The 17913-nt window shown below is 68.7% G+C and carries 9 protein-coding genes; 5 read left to right on the top strand and 4 right to left on the bottom strand.

From position 1 onward, the window contains the following. Positions 1-80: 80 nt before the first annotated feature. Both A176_RS21420 and nadA read right to left on the bottom strand, forming a co-directional pair. Entirely contained in the window at positions 81-680 is a 600-nt protein-coding gene (locus A176_RS21420; RefSeq protein WP_002639103.1) for a zinc ribbon domain-containing protein, read from the bottom strand. Positions 681-758: 78 nt separating this feature from the next. Then, on the bottom strand, positions 759-1691 hold the full coding sequence (gene nadA / locus A176_RS21415) for a quinolinate synthase NadA (protein WP_002639104.1): 933 nt from the start codon (positions 1689-1691) through the stop codon (positions 759-761). A gap of 268 nt (positions 1692-1959) precedes the next feature. Between nadA and A176_RS21410 the strand changes: the two genes are divergently transcribed. From A176_RS21410 to A176_RS21395, 4 genes are all read left to right on the top strand, one after another. Continuing rightward, positions 1960-4377, top strand: coding sequence for a hypothetical protein (locus A176_RS21410; protein ID WP_002639105.1), 2418 nt, complete (start codon positions 1960-1962; stop codon positions 4375-4377). Beyond that, positions 4374-5162, top strand: coding sequence for a methyltransferase domain-containing protein (locus tag A176_RS21405; RefSeq protein ID WP_002639106.1), 789 nt, complete (start codon positions 4374-4376; stop codon positions 5160-5162). Before A176_RS21410 ends, A176_RS21405 begins: the two co-directional genes overlap by 4 nt. 62 nt (positions 5163-5224) lie before the next feature. Next, a complete protein-coding gene (locus tag A176_RS21400) occupies positions 5225-8074 on the top strand; it encodes an ATP-binding protein (protein ID WP_002639107.1) in 2850 nt (949 codons plus the stop codon). Between the two features lie 155 nt (positions 8075-8229). Continuing rightward, the gene (locus A176_RS21395) at positions 8230-9618 is read left to right on the top strand and encodes a peptide MFS transporter (protein WP_002639108.1); all 1389 of its coding nucleotides are present in this window, start codon (positions 8230-8232) and stop codon (positions 9616-9618) included. 178 nt (positions 9619-9796) lie between these two features. Here A176_RS21395 and A176_RS21390 read toward each other — a convergent pair whose 3' ends face one another. After that, entirely contained in the window at positions 9797-11254 is a 1458-nt protein-coding gene (locus A176_RS21390; RefSeq protein WP_002639109.1) for a POT family MFS transporter, read from the bottom strand. A gap of 356 nt (positions 11255-11610) precedes the next feature. Next, on the bottom strand, positions 11611-14511 hold the full coding sequence (gene uvrA / locus A176_RS21385) for an excinuclease ABC subunit UvrA (RefSeq protein WP_002639110.1): 2901 nt from the start codon (positions 14509-14511) through the stop codon (positions 11611-11613). A gap of 450 nt (positions 14512-14961) precedes the next feature. On the opposite strand from uvrA, the gene A176_RS21380 reads away from it, so the two are divergent. After that, a complete protein-coding gene (locus tag A176_RS21380; RefSeq protein WP_002639111.1) occupies positions 14962-17907 on the top strand; it encodes a choice-of-anchor D domain-containing protein in 2946 nt (981 codons plus the stop codon). Positions 17908-17913: the final 6 nt, after the last annotated feature.

Below are 17913 nucleotides of genomic sequence, written 5' to 3'. Positions count from 1 at the left end.
GGAACGAGCGCGCGCCGCATGGGGACGGCAAGGCTACCGTCCCCCACGCGGCGCGAGAACCCGTTTTCGGCCGGGCGCCGTCAGGCCGAGGGCTGCGTGCGTGGCACGCGCCGGTCTTCGGCCACCAACACCGGCCAGCCGCGGGCCATGGCCTCGCGGAAGAAGGCGGCCAGCTCCCGGCGGCTGTGATTCACCGCGCCCAGGAAGGGGTCGATGAGGGACTCCTCGCCCAGGCTGCGCGTGGCCGCCAGCTCCACCGGCGTGCCACACCGCTCGCAGCGGATGGACACCTGACGCACCAGCGCCACCGGCACCGCGTAGCGGGCGCCGCAGTCGCCACACTTCCACACCAGGGCCCGCTCACCGGCCTCGCGGCGGGCCAGGTTCTCCAGCTCGTCCGCCAGCCGCAGCAGCGCGGGCAGGTCCTGGGGCGGCTGCGCGAAGACGGCGGAGGGACCAAAGCCCGTTTCGGGGGCGCCCAGCACGGGCGGACGGTCCCCCTGCAGCAGGGTGCGCAGCCGGTCGCGGGCGCGCATGTCACGGAACTCAGCGCCAGTGAGGGCGCGCTCCACGGCCTCATGCACCGGAGGCAGCTCCGGCTCAAGGCGCTCATCGTCCGGCAACGCCTGGGGGAAGTTCACCAGTCGGTGTCCGGGGACTGCGAGGAATCGGAAGGCCACGGTGGCTCCATCGCATTGTGCTTCGCGGGGTGCAAGACGTGAGTTGGCAAATGTCCGCTGCTGCCTGTCCAGCGACGATTATTGAGACCACTCCAGCATGCGTTGCAGCGGCGCGCGAGCGCCCTCGCGCAGGTCCTCCGGCATGGTGAGCTCCGGCGTGCGGTCCTTCATGCAGCGCCACAGCTTCTCCAACGTGTTGAGGCGCATGTATGGGCACTCGTTGCACGCGCAGCCATTGTCGGGCGGCGCGGGGATGAACGTCTTGCCCGGCGCGGCGCGCTTCATCTGGTGGATGATGCCCGCCTCCGTCACCACGATGAACTGCTGCTTCGGACTACGCACCGCGTAATCCAGAATCGCCTTGGTGGAGCCAATGAAGTCCGCGTGGCGCAGCACGGCCTGTTCGCATTCCGGGTGGGCCACCACTTCAGCCTCCGGGTACTCCACCTTCAACTGCACCAGCTTCTTCTCGCTGAAGATTTCGTGAACGATGCAGCTCCCCGGCCACAGCACCATGTCGCGGCCCGTCTGCTTCATCACGTAGCGGCCCAGGTGCTGGTCCGGCGCGAAGAGAATCTGCCGGTCCTTCGGCACCTGGTTCACGATTTTCACCGCATTGGACGACGTGCAGATGACGTCGCTCATGGCCTTCACCGCGGCGGAGCTGTTGACGTAGCTCACGACGAACGCGTCCGGGTGTTTGTCCTTGAACGCCTTGAAGGCGCCCGGCGGGCACCGGTCCGACAGCGAGCATCCCGCCTTCAGGTCCGGCAGCAGCACCAGGCGGGACGGGTTGAGGATCTTCGCCGTCTCGGCCATGAAGTGGACGCCGCAGAAGACGATGACGTCCGCCTCGGTCCGCGCCGCGGCCTGGGCCAGGGCCAGGCTGTCTCCGACAAAGTCCGCGAGGTCCTGAACTTCGCTCTCCTGGTAATAGTGCGCCAGGATGACTGCGTTCATGGAACGCTTGAGCTCCTGGATTTCCTTCGCGTAATCGACTTCGGCGCCCATGGCACCTCCTGGAGTCCCACATTTAACCGGGACTGGAAGTGCCGGCCAGGGTGCGGTTTGCCCCACTTTGCTCATGCCCGGGTGGCCGCGAATCAGGCGGGCGGCCCTTTTCCAACATCCGCCCTGTCCTCATGCTGGGGCACTCCCTTCCCCATGAGGTCCGGTAAGATGGCTCCCCGGCCCGGACCTCGCGCATGCGGTTCGGCCATTGCATCCAGGGACTTCGGACCACGGGGAGCAGGGGATTGTGCCCGGTGGAGGAGGACATATGACCGTGACGACGCGCGCAGTGCTGGTCGTGCATCCGGAGGCGGAGCGTCGGGGACGGCTTCGCGCCTTGCTGGACGGCTACGACGTGCTCGAGGCCTCCAACCGGCAGGAGGCGGTCGAATTCCTCACGAAGTCCGCTCCCGCGTTGGTGTTGACGCATCCGGACATCTTTCCCCGGTTGTTGAAGGACCTGGAACGCTACACCCCACGTTCCATCCGCGCGGTGTTGTGCCCCCGGGACAACGCGCAGGCGCACCACAGCCTGGTGGACGTCGCCGCGGCGGGGCACATGTTCTTCACCCTGGAGGACGACCCCACGCCCGCGCTGCGGCGCGCCGTGCAGGAGCTGCTGGAGCTGCGTGAGTCCGAGCGCCGCGAGCCCCAGGGTGTGCTCGAGGCCTGCTTCACCGCGGATGGGACGACCTTTCGCGCGCGTGTGCTCGACGTGGCCACCGGCGGCCTGGGCCTGCGGCTGGATTCCAGCGTGCGCATCGAGCGGCTCACGCCCGGCACGGCGCTGGAAGGGCTCCAGGTGCTGCGCGACGAGGCGCTGGTGCTGCGCGCCGGACATGCCACCGTCCGGATGGTGCGACCGCTGCGCGCGAACGAGGGCCACGGCTTCCACCTGGGGGTGTCGCTGGAGCGCCCCATGGAACACTCGCGCTCCTCCGCCGCGCCGCTGCTGAACGACGCGGTGCGCATCCGCGGCCTGCTTCGCCGCGCGGTGCGCGCGGGCGTGGGCTTCGGGCTGCGCACGCACGAAGGCAACCGCCTGGTGGACTTCACCCGCGCGGAGGTGTTGCCGGAGGAGTCGCGGCTGCTGCTGCGCGACCAGTCACAGCCGGGCGAGCTCTTCCATCCCGGCGACGTGGTGCGGCTGTGTCTCGACTTCGGCGGCGTGTGCCACGTGGGCACCACGGCGGTGCTGGCCGCGGAGGGGCACCAGGTGGAGGTGGCGCTGCCTCGCGCGCTGAGCCTGCACCACCGCCGCAACAGCCTGCGCTTCCGCTCCACCGCGGAGCGGCCCTTCGCGGTGTCCTTCAATTCACCGCTGACGGGTGAGTCCGTCGTCCGGCCGCTGCTGGACCTGCACACCGGCGGCTTTGCCTTCCCGTTCGACGCGGGCCGCGAGGCCTTCCCGCCAGGGCTGGTGCTGGACGCGGTGACGCTCCAGTTGCCGGACGGCCGGCGCTCGCGGTGCCGCGCGCAGGTGCAGGACACCGGTCAGCTCACGATGACGGAAGAGGGCGCCAGCATGAGCCGCCCGCGCCGCTGTGGCCTGCGCATCCTGGAGCTGGAGCCCGAGGCGCGCACGGCCATCCTGGACGCGTTCATCCAGGCGCGGTGTCCGGATGCGCGCGACGCGTCCGAGCTGCCCTTCTCCGACGTCTGGGATTTGTTCCGCGCCGCCGACGTGCGCTTCCCGGACTACCCCTTCCACGAGCCCGCCACCACGCCCGAGGTGTTGACGGACGCGCACCAGCGGCTGGGCAATGGCATCCATGGGCTGTCCAAGGCCATTGTCTACCAGCGCGACGACCGGCTCTACGGCCACATCTCCGGTCTGCGCATCTATTCGAAGACCTGGCTGTCGCAGCACCTGGTGGTGCGGCCGGGCTACCACCGCCATGAGTCCATCTCCCAGGAGCTGGTGGCGCTCGCGGCCGACTACGCGGAGAGCCTGGAGGACGTGGAGTACCTGCGCGCCCTGTGGCGCTGCCGCAACCGGTGGACGTCGCGCATCTACGGCGCCATCGCCAGCCGGTTGGAGCGGCCGGGGTTGAGCTGTCTGCACGCCTTCTCGCCCTGCCGGCTGCCCGTGGACGCCGCGCTGCCGGCGCCGCGCGCGGACCTGCGCGTACGCCCCGCCGAGGTGTCCGATTTGCGCTGGCTGGAGCAGCACCTGCGGGAGACGCAGGACGTGGTGCGTCTGCGCAGCTCGGACCTCGTGGAGGGCGAGATGCTGATGGGCACGCTGGGCGGGCGCTATTCGGACGCGGGCCTGCGCCGCTCCCGCCGCATCGCCCTGGTGGAGGGGCGCGAAGGTCCCCAGGGCTTCGTCCTCATGGAGGACTCCACGCCGGGCCTGTTCTGGGCGGAGTGGTACAACTCCTTCTCCCTCGTCATGGTGGAGCCGGACGCGCGGGAAGCGGACGCCGTGCGCCAGGCCCTGGTGACGCACGCGGTGGCGGACTCGGCGCGGCGCGGCCGCTCCACCGCGGAGTGTCTGGCCTCCGACGCGGACCTGCCGGCCTTGGAGTCCCTGGGATTCCACAACCTGGGCAAGGTCATGGAGTTCACCGCCCACCGCCGGCTCGTCCGGGACTGGAATGCCTACCTGCTCGCCGTCTTCGAGCGGCTGGCCGCGCATGGCCGGGGTGGCGGCCGGGCGGATGACAAGGACATCGCGGCATGACCTACCTGATGGAGTCGGCCCAGGAGGTGGAGCGCCTGCAAGCCCAGGCGAGCGCCACTTCCTATGCGGACCGGCTGCGGCTCACCGGGTTGCGGCCGGGTGACACCGCGCTCGACGTGGGCTGTGGGCCGGGCGTCATCACCTCGGAGATTCTGGACATCGTGGGGCCCACGGGACACGTGGTGGGCATCGAACCCCAGGCCGAGCACCTGTCGGCGGCCCAGGCGTTGCTCTCCGGCCATCCGAACGTGACGCTGCTCCAGGGCGCGCTTCCGGAGACGCGCCAGCCCTCCAACCATTTCGACTACGTCTGGTGTCAGTACGTCTTCGAGTACCTGGGTGAGCAGGACTCCGCCCTGGCGGAGCTGGTGCGCGTGGTGAAGCCGGGCGGGCGCGTGGTGGTGGCGGACATCGACGGGGTGGGGCTGTGGAACTGGCCCTTCCCGGAGGACCTCCAGCAGGAGAGCCAGAAGCTGCTGTCCGCCCTGCGCGCGGCGCGCTTCGACCTGCACGCGGGCCGCAAGCTCTTCCACCTCTTCCGCAAGGCCGGGCTGGAAGACGTGCGTGTGCACATCTCCCCGTTCTACGTGGCGGCCGGCGCGGTGGACGCCCGCCTGCATGACGACTGGGTCATTCGCTTCCGGACCTTGCGTCCACTTGCGGAGCCCTATTTTGGGGGCCCCGCGCCCTACGATGCCTTCTGCCAGCGCTTCATGGCGCTCCTGGATGACGCCGACACCCTCAAGTATGCGATGGTGTTGACGACCGAAGGAGTGAAGCGTTGACCGTCCCCGCTGAACCGGTATCCGCATCCTCAGCCCCTGATACTCCCGAGCTGAGCGTCCGGATGCTGCGCAGCGTGATGCTCTATTTCGAGCGGACGTATGGCCGGGACCGGCTGGTGCGCTTGTGGCAACGCGAGGCGCTGCCGCTGTCGCTGAGCTACGTGGAGACGCTCACCAACTTCGTCTCCGTGGGGTTCACCGAGCGCCTCTTCGACGTGCTCGACAAGGACTCGGGTGATCCGGACTTCATGACCAAGGCGGGGCGCAGCATCGCCAGTCCGGACGCCGTGGGCTTCCTGTATTACATGATGAAGGCGCTGGCGACGCCGCGCAGCGTCTATGAGCGCGCGCTGGAGCTGGACCACACGTACAACCGCGTGGGCGGCTTCCACATCGACGCGCTCACGGACTCGCGGGTGCAGGTGCGCTACGTCAGCCGCATCCGCGAGCGGGATCGCAAATTCTGCCGCGCGCGGCAGGGCAACCTGTCCGCGTTCCCGGCCATCTGGAACCTGCCCCTGGCGGAGGTGAAGGAGCTGCGCTGCCAGGTGGATGGGGCGGACTGCTGCGAGTACGACATCCGCTGGCAGAACCTGCCGCCCCTGGCGTGGCGCTACATCGTCGGTGGCATGGCGGGCATGGTGGCGGGCCTGCTGTCGGGCACGTTGAACCTGGCGCCGCCCATGTTCGCCGTCAGCTCGCTGGGCATGGTGGGCATCGCGGCGGGGGCGTGGCTGGACACGCGCGCGGCGCTGCTGCGCAAGGACGCGCAGTTGTCCGAGCAGCACCAGGGGCTGCAGACGTCGCTGGAGGACCTGCAGCGCCGCAACGAGGAGATCTTCCGCGCCAACAAGGCCCTCGAGGACCGGGTGGCCGAGCGCACGCAGGAGCTGTCCGAGGCCAACTCCAAGCTGGAGACCGCGCTGGTCCGCCAGCAGGAGCTGGACCGGCTCAAGAGCGAGTTCTTCGACAACGTGAGCCACGAGCTGCGCACGCCGCTCACGCTCATCCTGCTGACGCTGGAGTCGCTGGAGAAGCGCGCGGAGGGGCTGCCTCCCGTGGTGGCCCAGCACGTCGTCACCATGGAGCGCAACGCGCAGCGCCTGTTGCGGCTCATCAACAACCTGTTGGACCTGGCGCAACTGGAGTCGGGCAAGGCCCGCCTGCGCTACCAGCCCCTGGAGCTGCACAGCTTCCTCAGCACCGTGGTGCCGCCCTTCAACTCCATGGCGGAGCGGCAGGGCGTGTTGCTCGCGCTGGAGGGCGCTGAGGTGACGCCGGTCCACGTGGACCTCGACCGCATGGACGTCGTCTTCACCAACCTGCTGTCCAACGCGCTGAAGTTCACCCAGGCGGGTGGGGTGACGGTGCGGGTGCGTGAAGACGACTCGGACGTCCACGTCGAGGTCATCGACACCGGCATGGGCATCGCGGCGCAGGACATCGCCGTCATCTTCGACCGCTTCTCCCAGGCGGACACCAGCGGCACCCGCCGCTTTGGCGGAACGGGCATTGGCCTGGCGCTGGTGAAGGAGACGCTGGAGCTGCACGCGGGCGGCATCTCCGTGACGAGCGTGCTGGGCCAGGGCTCCACCTTCCGTGTCCGCCTGCCCAAGGGCACCGCGCACATCCGGGAGGATTTGCGCGAGCGCCGCCAGACGGCCATGCCGGTGCGGCGCGAGCGGCGCATCTCCGGGGGCTACCCCTCGGTGGAGCGCGGCTCCATGGAGCTGACGGGCGCGGCGAACGCGCCAGCCCGGGACCACGTGGGGGCGGGGCCCGAGGCGGCGCGCATCATGGTGGTGGAGGACGACGCGGAGATTCGCGGCTTCATCGCCCGCCTGTTGACGCAGCACTACCAGGTGCTCGAGGCCGTCAACGGCGAGGACGGGCGCAACCGCGCGCTGAGAGATCGTCCGGACCTCATCGTGTCGGACGTGATGATGCCGGTGATGTCCGGCCTGCAGATGCTGACCGCGCTGCGGAGCGACCCGCAGACGGTGGACATCCCCGTCATCCTCCTCACCGCCCGCCAGGAGGTGTCCGCCAAGGTGGAGGGCCTGGGCACGGGCGCCAACGACTACCTGAGCAAGCCCTTCAGCCCGCGCGAGCTGCTGGCCCGCATCGAGACGCAGCTTCGCCTGCGCGAGGCGGCGGTGCGCGCCGCGGAGAACGAGCGGCTGGCCGCCATTGGCTTGCTGACCTCCGGCTTCGCGCACGAGGTCCGCAACCCGCTCAACGGGTTGATGAACGCGCTGCTCCCGCTCAAGGACATGCTGACGGGCGGCGGCGCCACGGACGTGGACCTGAGCAAGGCCATGTTGGAGGTGGTGGAGGAGTGTGGCCAGCGCATCCGCCACCTCGCCGAGTCCCTGCTCTCCTTCACCCGGACGAGCGAGGCCCCGGTGATGCTGTCGCTGGACTCCTCGCTGGACTCCACGCTGAGCGTGCTGACCTGGAAGGTCCCTCCGGACGTGAAGGTGGAGCGGGCCTACCACTGCGTGGAGCCGGTGCGGGGAAATCCCGGCGCGCTGAATCAGGTGTGGCTCAACCTGTTGGACAACGCGCTGCGTGCGGTGGGGCCCCAGGGGCGGGTCCGCATCGCCACGTCGAACACGGCGGAGGAGGCCATCGTCACCATCAGTGACGACGGCGAGGGCATCCGTCCCGAGGACATGGACCGGCTCTTCCAGCCCTTCTTCTCCACCCGCGCGGCGGGCGAGGGCACCGGCCTGGGGCTGGCGCTCAGCCGGCGCATCGTCATCCAGCACGGCGGGCACATCTCCCTGACGAGCACGCTGGGGCAGGGGACGCAGGTGGAGGTCCGCCTGCCGCTGCGCTCGGCCGTCCCGCTGTCGTCGGGGACCGCGTCCGAGCGCGCGTCCGAGCCGCGCATTGGCCGGCTGGGTTGACGCAGGGCGCGAAGGCCCCGACTGGACGGGTGGCGTCCGGCCCGTGGGGTAGGGGAATTCCCCAGGCGCTCAGGTGTCCTCCTGGGAACGGCCCGCGTGTCTGCTACAGTCGCGCGACTTTTTCGTAGCACCTCTCCTTTCAAGGAAACCACGGCATGCAAGGCTCCGTAGCCGCGGGCGATGCCCGCAAAGGGCACCCGCGAGGGCTCTACCTCCTGTTCTTCACCGAGATGTGGGAGCGCATGTCGTATTACGGCATGCGCGGCCTGCTGGTGCTCTTCCTCACGAGCAAGGTGAACGGGGGCTTTGGCTGGACCACCGCGGACGCGCTCAGCCTCTACGGCACCTATACGGGCCTCGTGTACCTGACGCCCATCGTGGGTGGCTTCATCGCGGACCGGTACATGGGTCAGCGGCGGGCGGTGGTGCTCGGCGGCGTGTTGATGATGATAGGCCACCTCGTCCTGGCCCTTCCCAGCGTGTCGATGTTCTACACGGGCCTGGCGTTCCTCATCATCGGCAACGGCTTCTTCAAGCCGAACATCTCCACCATGGTGGGCGGGCTCTACGCCCCGGGTGACGGCCGCCGCGACAGCGCCTTCACCATCTTCTACATGGGCATCAACCTGGGCGCGGTGCTCGGCAACTTCATCTGCGGCACGCTGGGTGAGCGCGTGGGCTGGCACTGGGGCTTCGGCGCCGCCGGCGTGGGCATGTTCCTGGGCCTGGTCGCCTTCCTGTCGCTGCAGAACAAGCTGCTGGGCCAGGTGGGTCTGGTGCCGGAGCGCATGGTCGCCGCCGCCGAGGCGGCGAAGGGCGCCGTGGAGAAGAAGGGCTTCAGCCGCGACGAGATCGACCGCATCGTCGTCATCTTCATCATGGCCATCTTCGTCGTCGCCTTCTGGACGGGCTTCGAGCAGGCCGGCGGCCTGATGAACCTCTACACGGACGCCAAGGTGGACCGCAGCATCCTGGGCTGGGAGGTCCCCACCACCTGGTTCCAGAACTTCAACTCCGTCTTCATCGTCACGCTGGCGCCCGTCTTCGCGGGCCTGTGGAGCTGGCTGGCCGCGCGGGGCAAGGACCCGAGCATCCCGGTGAAGATGAGCATGGGCCTGCTGTTCCTCTCCGCCGGCTTCCTCTTCATGCTGGGCGCCTCCAGCCAGAGCGCCGCGACGGGCAAGGCGGCCGCGTGGTGGGTGGTGATGGCCTACCTGCTCCACACCATGGGCGAGCTGTGCCTGTCTCCGGTGGGTCTCTCCATGGTGACGAAGGTGGCGCCGGCGCGCATCGTCTCCGCGATGATGGGCGTGTGGTTCCTGGCGAACGCGGCGGCCAACAAGCTCGCCGGCGTCTTCGGCGGCGCCTCGGAGAAGCTGGGCGAGTTCAACGTGTTCCTCTACATCACCATCGGCACGGGCATCGCCGGCGTGGTGCTGCTGCTCGTCTCGCCCGTGCTCAAGCGGATGATGCACGGCACGGACGAGGTGAAGCCCTCCGCGCCTCCCTCCGAGCAGCAGGGCGGCTCGGTGGCCGCGGCCTGAGCCTCGCCGCTCCGAAGCATCCCTGAGGGATGAACAGACGCCGGTGTCCCTCCTGGGGACGCCGGCGTTTGTGTTTCAGGGGGATGCGCCCGGCACGGACGCCTGGAAACAAGAACGCCGGTGCACCCTGTCCAGGCGCACCGGCGTCTGACTTCCCACGGCGTGGGCCGCGCGGCCCTTACGCGGACTTCGCCGAGCCGGGCGTCACGCCCGCGGCGGTGCGCTCCTCGGTGGGGATGGGCGGGGACGTCTGGTAGTAGTCGCGGACCACGTAGCGGCGGGCCACCAGCGCCATGCCCACGGCGGCCAGCAGCGCGAAGCCGGCGTAGAAGAAGAACTGCCCGGAGCCGGTGAAGACGTTCAGCTTCGAGGAGATGGCCACCGCCACGTTGGCCAGCGTGTTCGTCACCAGCCACACGCTCTGGATGGTGCCCTTCATCTCACGCGGGGCCTGCGTGTACGCGAACTCCAGGCCCGTGGTGGACATCAGGATTTCGCCCAGCGTCAGCACGATGTACGGGAGAATCTGCCACGCGATGTTCAGCGTCGTGCCGCCTTCCATCGTCACCTGGAAGACGCCGGCGATGATGAACGACAGCGCGCCAATCACCAGGCCCAGCGGCATGCGGCGCAGCGGCGTCAGCTCCCACCCGAAGCGCTGGAAGGCCGGGTAGACGACGGCCGTCAGGAAGGGGATGAGCAGCATCACCAGCAGCGGGTTGACGAACTGCATCTGGCTGGCCTGGAAGGTGAACGGCCCCACCTGCGGGTCCATGGACCGGGCCTGCACCACCCACGTGGACGCCTTCTGGTCGAAGAGCATCCAGAAGAAGGGCACGAAGGGGAGCAGCAACGCGCTCACCTTGAACACCGCCTTCACGCCGTCCACGGACTCCTCGGGGTGCTCCTTCCGCGCGCCGTCCAGCCAGCTCTGCTGGCCCGGGCCCCGGTTGCGCAGCGCGCTGGCCACCACCTTGAAGAAGCCGTGCGGGTTGGCGCCCGTCGCGGGCACCCGGACGTACTTGTGCCGGCCCAGCCAGAAGATGAACGTCGCGATGAACATCAGCACGCCGGGGATGCCGAAGGCCACCGACGGCCCGAAGTGCTTGAGCAGCAGCGGGATGAACAGCGAGGCGAAGAACGAGCCGAAGTTGATGGTCCAATAGAAGATGGCGAAGACCTTCTTCACCAGGTGGCTGTTGGACTCGTTGAACTGGTCCCCCACCATGGCCGCCACGCACGGCTTGATGCCGCCGCTGCCAATGGCGATGAGCGCCAGGCCGGTGAAGAACCCCGTGACGTTGTGCTCGAAGACGGCCAGGCACGCGTGGCCCACGCAGTACACGAGGCTCAGTCCCAGGATGATGCGGTACTTCCCGAAGAAGCGGTCCGCCAGGTAGCCGCCGATGAGCGGGAAGAAGTACACGCCCGCCATGAACGTGTGCATCAGGCTCTTCGCTTCGGCCTCGCGCAGTGCGTCATCCGGCAACTGGGTGCGCAGGAGGTAGTCGATGAGGAACACCGTGAGGATGTTCCGCATCCCGTAGAAGCTGAAGCGCTCACACGCCTCGTTGCCGATGATGAAGGGGATTTGCGGCGGGAACTTGTTGCTCTGCGCGGCGGTTGCCTGGGCCATACGACGGGGTGCTCCCTCGTGACGAAAGGTGGGGGCTCCTAGATTCCGAGAAGCCGCACCCTACCCAACGGAACGCCGGGACTCCACCGCGCGTCGCCTGCCCGCCCTGCCGGGCGATGCCTCCCTGCCCGCACCCGCGCCGGAAATCTCCCGCAAGACTGCCTGCGTCATTCCGGTGGGCGTGTGTATTTATTGATACAACTCAAGTCGCCTGGCTGGGTTTGACAGGCATTGGAAAATCCCTATCATTTGCCTTGATGTCAATTCCTCCAAGGTGGTGCGAGGGGATGGGGGTGAATGAAGGCACCCCCGTCCCCCCGCTCCATTTTCTCGGAGAATGACAGTCCGGCGGACCGTCAGCCGCGCGCGCCCTGAATCACGGGCGCCGGGCCGTCCACGCGCACACCCACGCGGGCCTTGCGGGCCTTGGTCAGCACGTGGCCCAGGTAGCGGCCGGTGTGGCTGCCCTCGACCTGGGCGACCTGCTCGGGCGTGCCCGCCGCGAGCACCCGCCCGCCGCCGGCGCCGCCCTCGGGGCCCATGTCGATGAGCCAGTCCGCGCTCTTGATGACGTCCAGGTTGTGCTCGATGACGAGCACGCTGTTGCCCGCCTCCACCAGCCGGTTGAGCACGGCCAGCAGCTTGCGGATGTCCTCGAAGTGCAGGCCGGTGGTGGGCTCGTCGAGGATGTAGAGCGTGCGGCCGGTGGCCACGCGCGCCAGCTCGCGCGCCAGCTTGATGCGCTGGGCCTCGCCGCCAGACAGGGTGGGGGAGGGCTGTCCCAGGCGGATGTAGCCCAGGCCAACGTCATGCAGCGTCTGGAGCACGCGCATGATGTCGCGGTGCGCGCCGAAGTGCTCCATCGCCTCGCGCACGCTCATGTCGAGCACCTCGGCGACATTCTTGCCCTTGTAGCGCACGCGCAGGGTGGCCTCGTTGAAGCGCTTGCCGGCGCACACCTCGCAGGGGACGTAGACGTCCGCCAGGAAGTGCATCTCCACCAGCTTCACGCCGTCGCCCTCGCACGCCTCGCAGCGGCCGCCCTTGATGTTGAAGCTGAAGCGGCCCGGCCCGTAGCCGAACGCGCGCGCCTCGGGCGTCATGGCGAACACGTCGCGGATGTTGTCGAACAGCTTGGTGTACGTGGCCGGGTTGCTGCGAGGCGTCCGTCCAATGGGGCGCTGGTCGATGTCGATGACCTTGTCCAGGTGCTCCAGGCCGTGCACGGCCTTGTGCTTGCCCGGCGTCTCGCGGCTCTCGTAGAGGTGCCGCGCCAGGGCGGGGAAGAGGATTTCGTTGATGAGCGTGGACTTGCCCGCGCCGGACACGCCGGTGACGGCGGTGAAGACGCCCAGCGGGATGTCCGCGTCCACGTTCTTCAGGTTGTTCTCCTGCGCCCCCTGGATGACGATCTTCCGCTTCGGGTCCGGCTTGCGGCGCTCCGACGGAATCTCGATTTCCTGACGGCCGGACAGGTAGGCGCCGGTGGAGCTGGCCTCGTTGGCCATGACCTCCGCCGGCGTGCCCTGCGCCACCACCTGGCCGCCCAGCTCGCCCGCGCCGGGTCCGAAGTCCACCAGCCAGTCCGCCTCCTCCATCGTCTCCTCGTCGTGCTCCACGACGATGACGGAGTTGCCCAAGTCCCGCAGGCGCTTGAGCGTCGTCAGCAGCTTGCCGTTGTCGCGCTGGTGCAGTCCGATGGAGGGCTCGTCCAGGATGTAGATGACGCCCGTCAGCTCGCTGCCCATCTGCGACGCCAGCCGGATGCGCTGGCTCTCGCCACCGGACAGCGTGGACGCGGTGCGGTCCAGCATCAGGTAGCCCAGACCCACGTCCACCAGGAAGGACAGGCGGCTGCGAATCTCCTTCAAGAGCTCGGTGGCGATCTTCCGCTCGTGCGCGGACAGGGACATCTCGCCCAAAAAGCCCAGCGAGTCGGAGATGGTCAGCCGGCTCAGCTCGACGATGGAGCGCCCGTGGACCTTGACGGCGCGGCTCTCCGGCTTCAGGCGCTCCCCCTTGCAGGAGGGGCAGGGCTTGTCGCTGAAGTACTTCTGCAGCTCCGTGCGGCGCGCCTCCGAGGTGGTCGTCTTGAAGTTGCGCATCATGCGCTCGACGAGCCCCTCCCACTCCATCTTGTACTTGCCGCCCTCGCCCCACGCGACGGTGAAGGACTTGCCGCTGGCGCCGTACATCACCGTGTCCTTCTCGCGCTTGGTCAGCTTCGCGTAGGGCACGTCCAGATCAATCTTGAAGGCCTTGGCCAGGCTCTCCACGAAGTCGGCCGTCCAGCCCTCGCCGCGGTTCATGCTGCCGGCCCACGGCTCAATGGCGCCGTCGCGGATGCTGCGTGACGTGTCCGGGACGATGAGGTCCGGGTCCATCTCCGGCTTCGTGCCCAGGCCGTTGCAGTCCGTGCACATGCCCAGCGGGTTGTTGAAGGAGAAGGACGCGGGCGTCAAATCACCGAAAGACAGACCGCACTTCGAGCAGGCGTTCAGCTCGCTCATCACGCGGTCGGAGGCGAGCGTGCCCTTCTCGTCGGTGATGATGAGCGTGCCCTTGCCCTCGCGCAGCGCCGTCTCCACGGAGTCGGTGAGGCGCGTCTTCACGTCGGCCTTCAGCACGACGCGGTCGATGACGAGCGCGATGTCGTGCTTGGACTTCTTGTCCAGCTCGATGCGCTCCTCCAGGCTCTTGAGCACGCCGTCGATGCGCGCGCGGGAGAAGCCGCGCTTCTGCGCCTCGGCGAGCAGGTCCTTGTGCTCACCCTTGCGGTTCGTGACGAGCGGCGCCAGCACCTGGAGCTTCGTGCCCGTGGGGGCCTTGAGGATTTCATCGACAATCTGCTGCGCGCTCTGCTTGCCCACCTTCACGCCGCAGTTGGGGCAGTGCTGCATGCCGATGGAGGCGTAGAGCACGCGCAGGTAGTCGTGCACCTCCGTGACGGTGCCCACCGTCGAGCGGGGGTTGTTGCTGGCCGCCTTCTGCTCGATGGAGATGGTGGGCGACAGGCCGCGGATGGTGTCGTACTTAGGCTTCTCCATCTGCCCCAGGAACTGGCGGGCATAGGCGGAGAGACTCTCCACGTAGCGGCGCTGGCCTTCCGCGTAGAGGGTGTCGAAGGCGAGCGAGCTCTTGCCCGAGCCAGACACGCCGGTGAAGACGACGAGCTTTTTCTTGGGGATGTCCAGGGAGACGTTCTTGAGGTTGTGCTCCTTGGCGCCTCTGAGGGAAATGACGTCGGGCTCGGACATGGGCGGGCGATCTACCACTGAATATGCGTTCCGGTAGGGGGAAACACGTCGGAACACCGGTGGATGCGGGAGAACGTCCTGGGTTGCGCCGCCCATCCCACATCTGCCGACCCTGCAGGCGGGCGGATTCAGGGCCTGGATGGCGGTGTCCTGACACAGGGCAGCCCTGGAGTCGGTACGGACGCTTGCCTGCTCCTCCCGGGCGGAGGATTCGTCTGTGTGGCACCGGGAGTTCCTGAAAAAACTTCCGAAAGGGCCCTTGATTGGGGAGTCAGCTTCCGCGCGCTGGGGAGGTTGTTTCCCTGGGAGGCCAGACGGTTGCCGTGGGGATGCGTGGGCCGCGCCTCTGTGGGCGGACCGGGCACCGAGGTTGCAGAGGGCCCCCCGCTGGAGCCGTGAGGCGAGCCAGGGTGGGTTCCTGGCGTCTCTCGGTGGGGTCGGGAGGTTGTCATGCGCAGGGCGTTTGGGGTGGTGGGGTTGGTGGCGGCGATGGTGGTGGCGGTGGCGTGTGAGCGGCCCGCCTCCCAGAAGGCGAAGAGCGCCTTCGTCGTCCGTCCAGAGACCATCGATTTCGGCCCGGCGGCGCTTGGTCACACCAAGACGCTGAAGGTGCGAATCGCCAACGCCGGCCGCGCCTCGTACCGCGTGGAGGGCGCCATCTCCAGCGTGCCCAACGTGGACATCCCGCCCTTCGAGCCTTTCGTCCTGCCCGCCGGTGGCGAGCAGGAGATTGAAGTCCACTTCCTGCCGCGGGTGGAGGGCGAGATTCAGGGGCAGGTGGAGATCCTCACGGACGCGGAGGCCGGCGGGCGGGTGCCGGTGAAGGGCCGTGGCGTGAAGGCTTTCATCGAGGTGTCCCCGGAGGCGCTCGACTTCGGCAACGTGCCCATGGGCTTCGTGGAGATGCGCGAGGTGACGGTGCGCAACCCGTCCGACGTGGACAGCCCGCTGTCGCTATCGCTGCAGGGCGCGGACGCCGACCAGTTCACCGCGGGCCAGGGATTGCCCTCTTCGCTGGCGCCGGGCGAGGCGCGGGTGATTCCGGTGGCCTACGCCCCGCGCCGGTTGGGCACGGCCGAGGCGGCGCTGCACGTGGTGGTGTGTGACGGATGCGAGCCCGCCGTGGTGCCGCTGACGGGCACCGGCGTGGCGTCCAAGTTGGAGGTGACGCCGCTGCGCGTGGACTTCGGCCGCGTGGCCCTGGGCGCCACGGCGGAGCAGGTCATCACCGTGCGCAACCTGGGCACGGAGCCGCTGAGCTTCAGCGGTTCGCAGTTGGTGGAGAGCTCCGAGGGCGTCTTCCGCGTTTCGAACGAGCCGGTGGTGGCCAACAACCTGCTGGCGCCGGGCGCGGTGGTGGAGCTGCGCGTGGCCTTCACGCCCTCGGCGGTGGGCAAGGTGCGTGACGGGCGGGTGGAGATTGGCGTGCGCGAGCAGGGCTCCACCGCGCCGGGCCCCAAGGTGGCCCTGGCGGGTGAGGGCGGCGGCTCTTGCGTCACCGTGCTTCCCCGGCGGTTGGCTTTCGGCACGGTGGCGGAAGGCATGACGGCGACGCGGCAGGTCACCGTCTACAACCGCTGCCGCGACAGCGTGAGCGTGAGCGACCTCGAGCTCGACACGCACCAGGGCGGCTACTTCACCCTGGCGCAGGCGCCGGCCAGCGTGTCGGTGCCCGCCGGGCAGAGTGTCCGGGTGGGCGTCACCTTCAGTCCCAAGGCGGGGAACACGGTGGTGAGCACCGGCAAGCTCGCCGTCACGGTGCGCGACGGAGGCTCCCTGGCCACGGAGGCGGTGGCGCTCGAAGGGCAGGGGGGCGTCTTCCCGCCGTGCCAGTACGCGCTGTCCCAGACGCTCGACTTCGGCAAGGTGCCGGTGGGCGCGGAGGTGGCGCTCGGGGCGACGCTGCGGAATACGGGGTCGGAGGCCTGCTACCTGGCCTCGATGCAGCTCGCGCAGGGCTCGGATGGCGCCTTCACGGCGACGCCGGTGGAGAATGGCGTGCTCGAGCCCGGCAAGAAGGCGTCGCTCGTCATCCGCTTCAAGCCGCCGGAAGAAGGCCGCTTCACGGGCCTGGCCGAGGCGTGGGTGAACCATCCCACGCTGGGGCATCCCCTGGTGCAGCTCCAGGGCGAGGGCGTGGTGGGGTGCTTCGCGTTGCAGCCCACGACGTTGGACTTCGGCGTCACCAAGCTGTCGTGCGGTCCTCGGACGCGTGAGCTGGTGGCGGTGAATTCGTGTGTGGGGCCCGTGCAGGTGAATCAGGTGGCGTTCGACGCGGACGCGGGGGAGTTCACCGTGGACGGCGGCGGCAATGCCCCGTGGACGCTGGGGCCCGCGAGCACGCGGCCCCTGACGGCGACGTACGCCCCGGTGGACGAGGGCGCGGACACGGCGGCGCTGCGCTTCACGCTCGCGGACGGCGCCGTCTACACGGTGGGCATGGTGGGCCTGGGGGTGACGAAGGCGGAGCAGACGGACCGCTTCTTCCAGGAGTCCCAGGCGAAGGTGGACGTGCTCTTCGTGGTGGATAACTCGGGCTCGATGATGGAGGAGCAGCAGAGCCTGGGACAGAACTTCGCCTCCTTCCTGAGCGCGGCGGACGGCGCGTCGGTGGACTACCGCATCGGCGTCACCACCACCGGCCTGGACCCGTCGCCGGGCGGCTGGTCCGAGTGCCCGGGCGGTGCGCAGGGTGGGGAGAATGGGCGCCTGTTCCCGGTGGACGGCTCGCGGCCCCGCATCATCACGCCGGGGACACCGGACGCGGCCACCGTGTTCGCCAACAACACGCGCGTGGGTGTGTGTCATTGGAACGAGCAGGGCCTGGAGGCCGCCTACCGCGCCCTGTCGGATCCGCTGCTCTACAGCGAGGACGACCCGCGCACGCCGCAGCCGAACGACGGCAACGGTGGCTTCCTGCGTGAGGACGCGCGTCTGGCCATCATCTTCGTCTCGGACGAGGAGGACTTCAGCGCGCAGCCGGTGTCCTTCTATGAGACGTACCTGATGGCGCTGAAGGGCAATGACCGCTCGAAGTTGAGCATCAACGCCATCGTCGGCCCCGCGGATCTGTCCAAGTGCCCGACGTCGAGCAGCTCGGGCAGCCGTTACAGCCAGTTGGCGCTGGCCACGGGGGGCGTTGTGGACAGCATCTGCACGCCGAACTGGGCCAGCTCGCTGGAGAAGCTCTCCGACAGTACCTTCGGCACCAACCGCAAGTTCCCGCTCTCGGAGACCCCGGCGGACCCGTCCAGCATCGTGGTCCATGTGGACGGTGTCCCGGTGACGTCGGGCTGGGAGTACGACGCCGGCGAGAACGCGGTCCTCTTCAACCGGGAGTCCGCGCCGTCCGTGGGCTCGCTGGTGGAGGTGACGTACGCGCTGGGCTGCGGCTGAGCGCGG

Source organism: Myxococcus hansupus, from assembly GCF_000280925.3.
In the GTDB taxonomy this organism is placed as follows: Bacteria; Myxococcota; Myxococcia; order Myxococcales; family Myxococcaceae; genus Myxococcus; species Myxococcus hansupus.
The sequence above is the reverse complement of the archived record's forward strand: the minus strand, read 5'-3'. Positions and strand labels throughout refer to the sequence as shown.

Bases quoted from the DNA above. Each gene is read 5' to 3' on its own strand.
- A176_RS21410 (WP_002639105.1), top strand. From the start codon at position 1,960: ATGACCGTGACGACGCGCGCAGTGCTGGTCGTGCATCCGGAGGCGGAG.
- A176_RS21390 (WP_002639109.1), bottom strand. From the start codon at position 11,254: ATGGCCCAGGCAACCGCCGCGCAGAGCAACAAGTTCCCGCCGCAAATC.
- uvrA (WP_002639110.1), bottom strand. From the start codon at position 14,511: ATGTCCGAGCCCGACGTCATTTCCCTCAGAGGCGCCAAGGAGCACAAC.
- nadA (WP_002639104.1), bottom strand. From the start codon at position 1,691: ATGGGCGCCGAAGTCGATTACGCGAAGGAAATCCAGGAGCTCAAGCGT.
- A176_RS21395 (WP_002639108.1), top strand. From the start codon at position 8,230: ATGCAAGGCTCCGTAGCCGCGGGCGATGCCCGCAAAGGGCACCCGCGA.
- A176_RS21380 (WP_002639111.1), top strand. From the start codon at position 14,962: ATGCGCAGGGCGTTTGGGGTGGTGGGGTTGGTGGCGGCGATGGTGGTG.
- A176_RS21400 (WP_002639107.1), top strand. From the start codon at position 5,225: ATGCTGCGCAGCGTGATGCTCTATTTCGAGCGGACGTATGGCCGGGAC.
- A176_RS21405 (WP_002639106.1), top strand. From the start codon at position 4,374: ATGACCTACCTGATGGAGTCGGCCCAGGAGGTGGAGCGCCTGCAAGCC.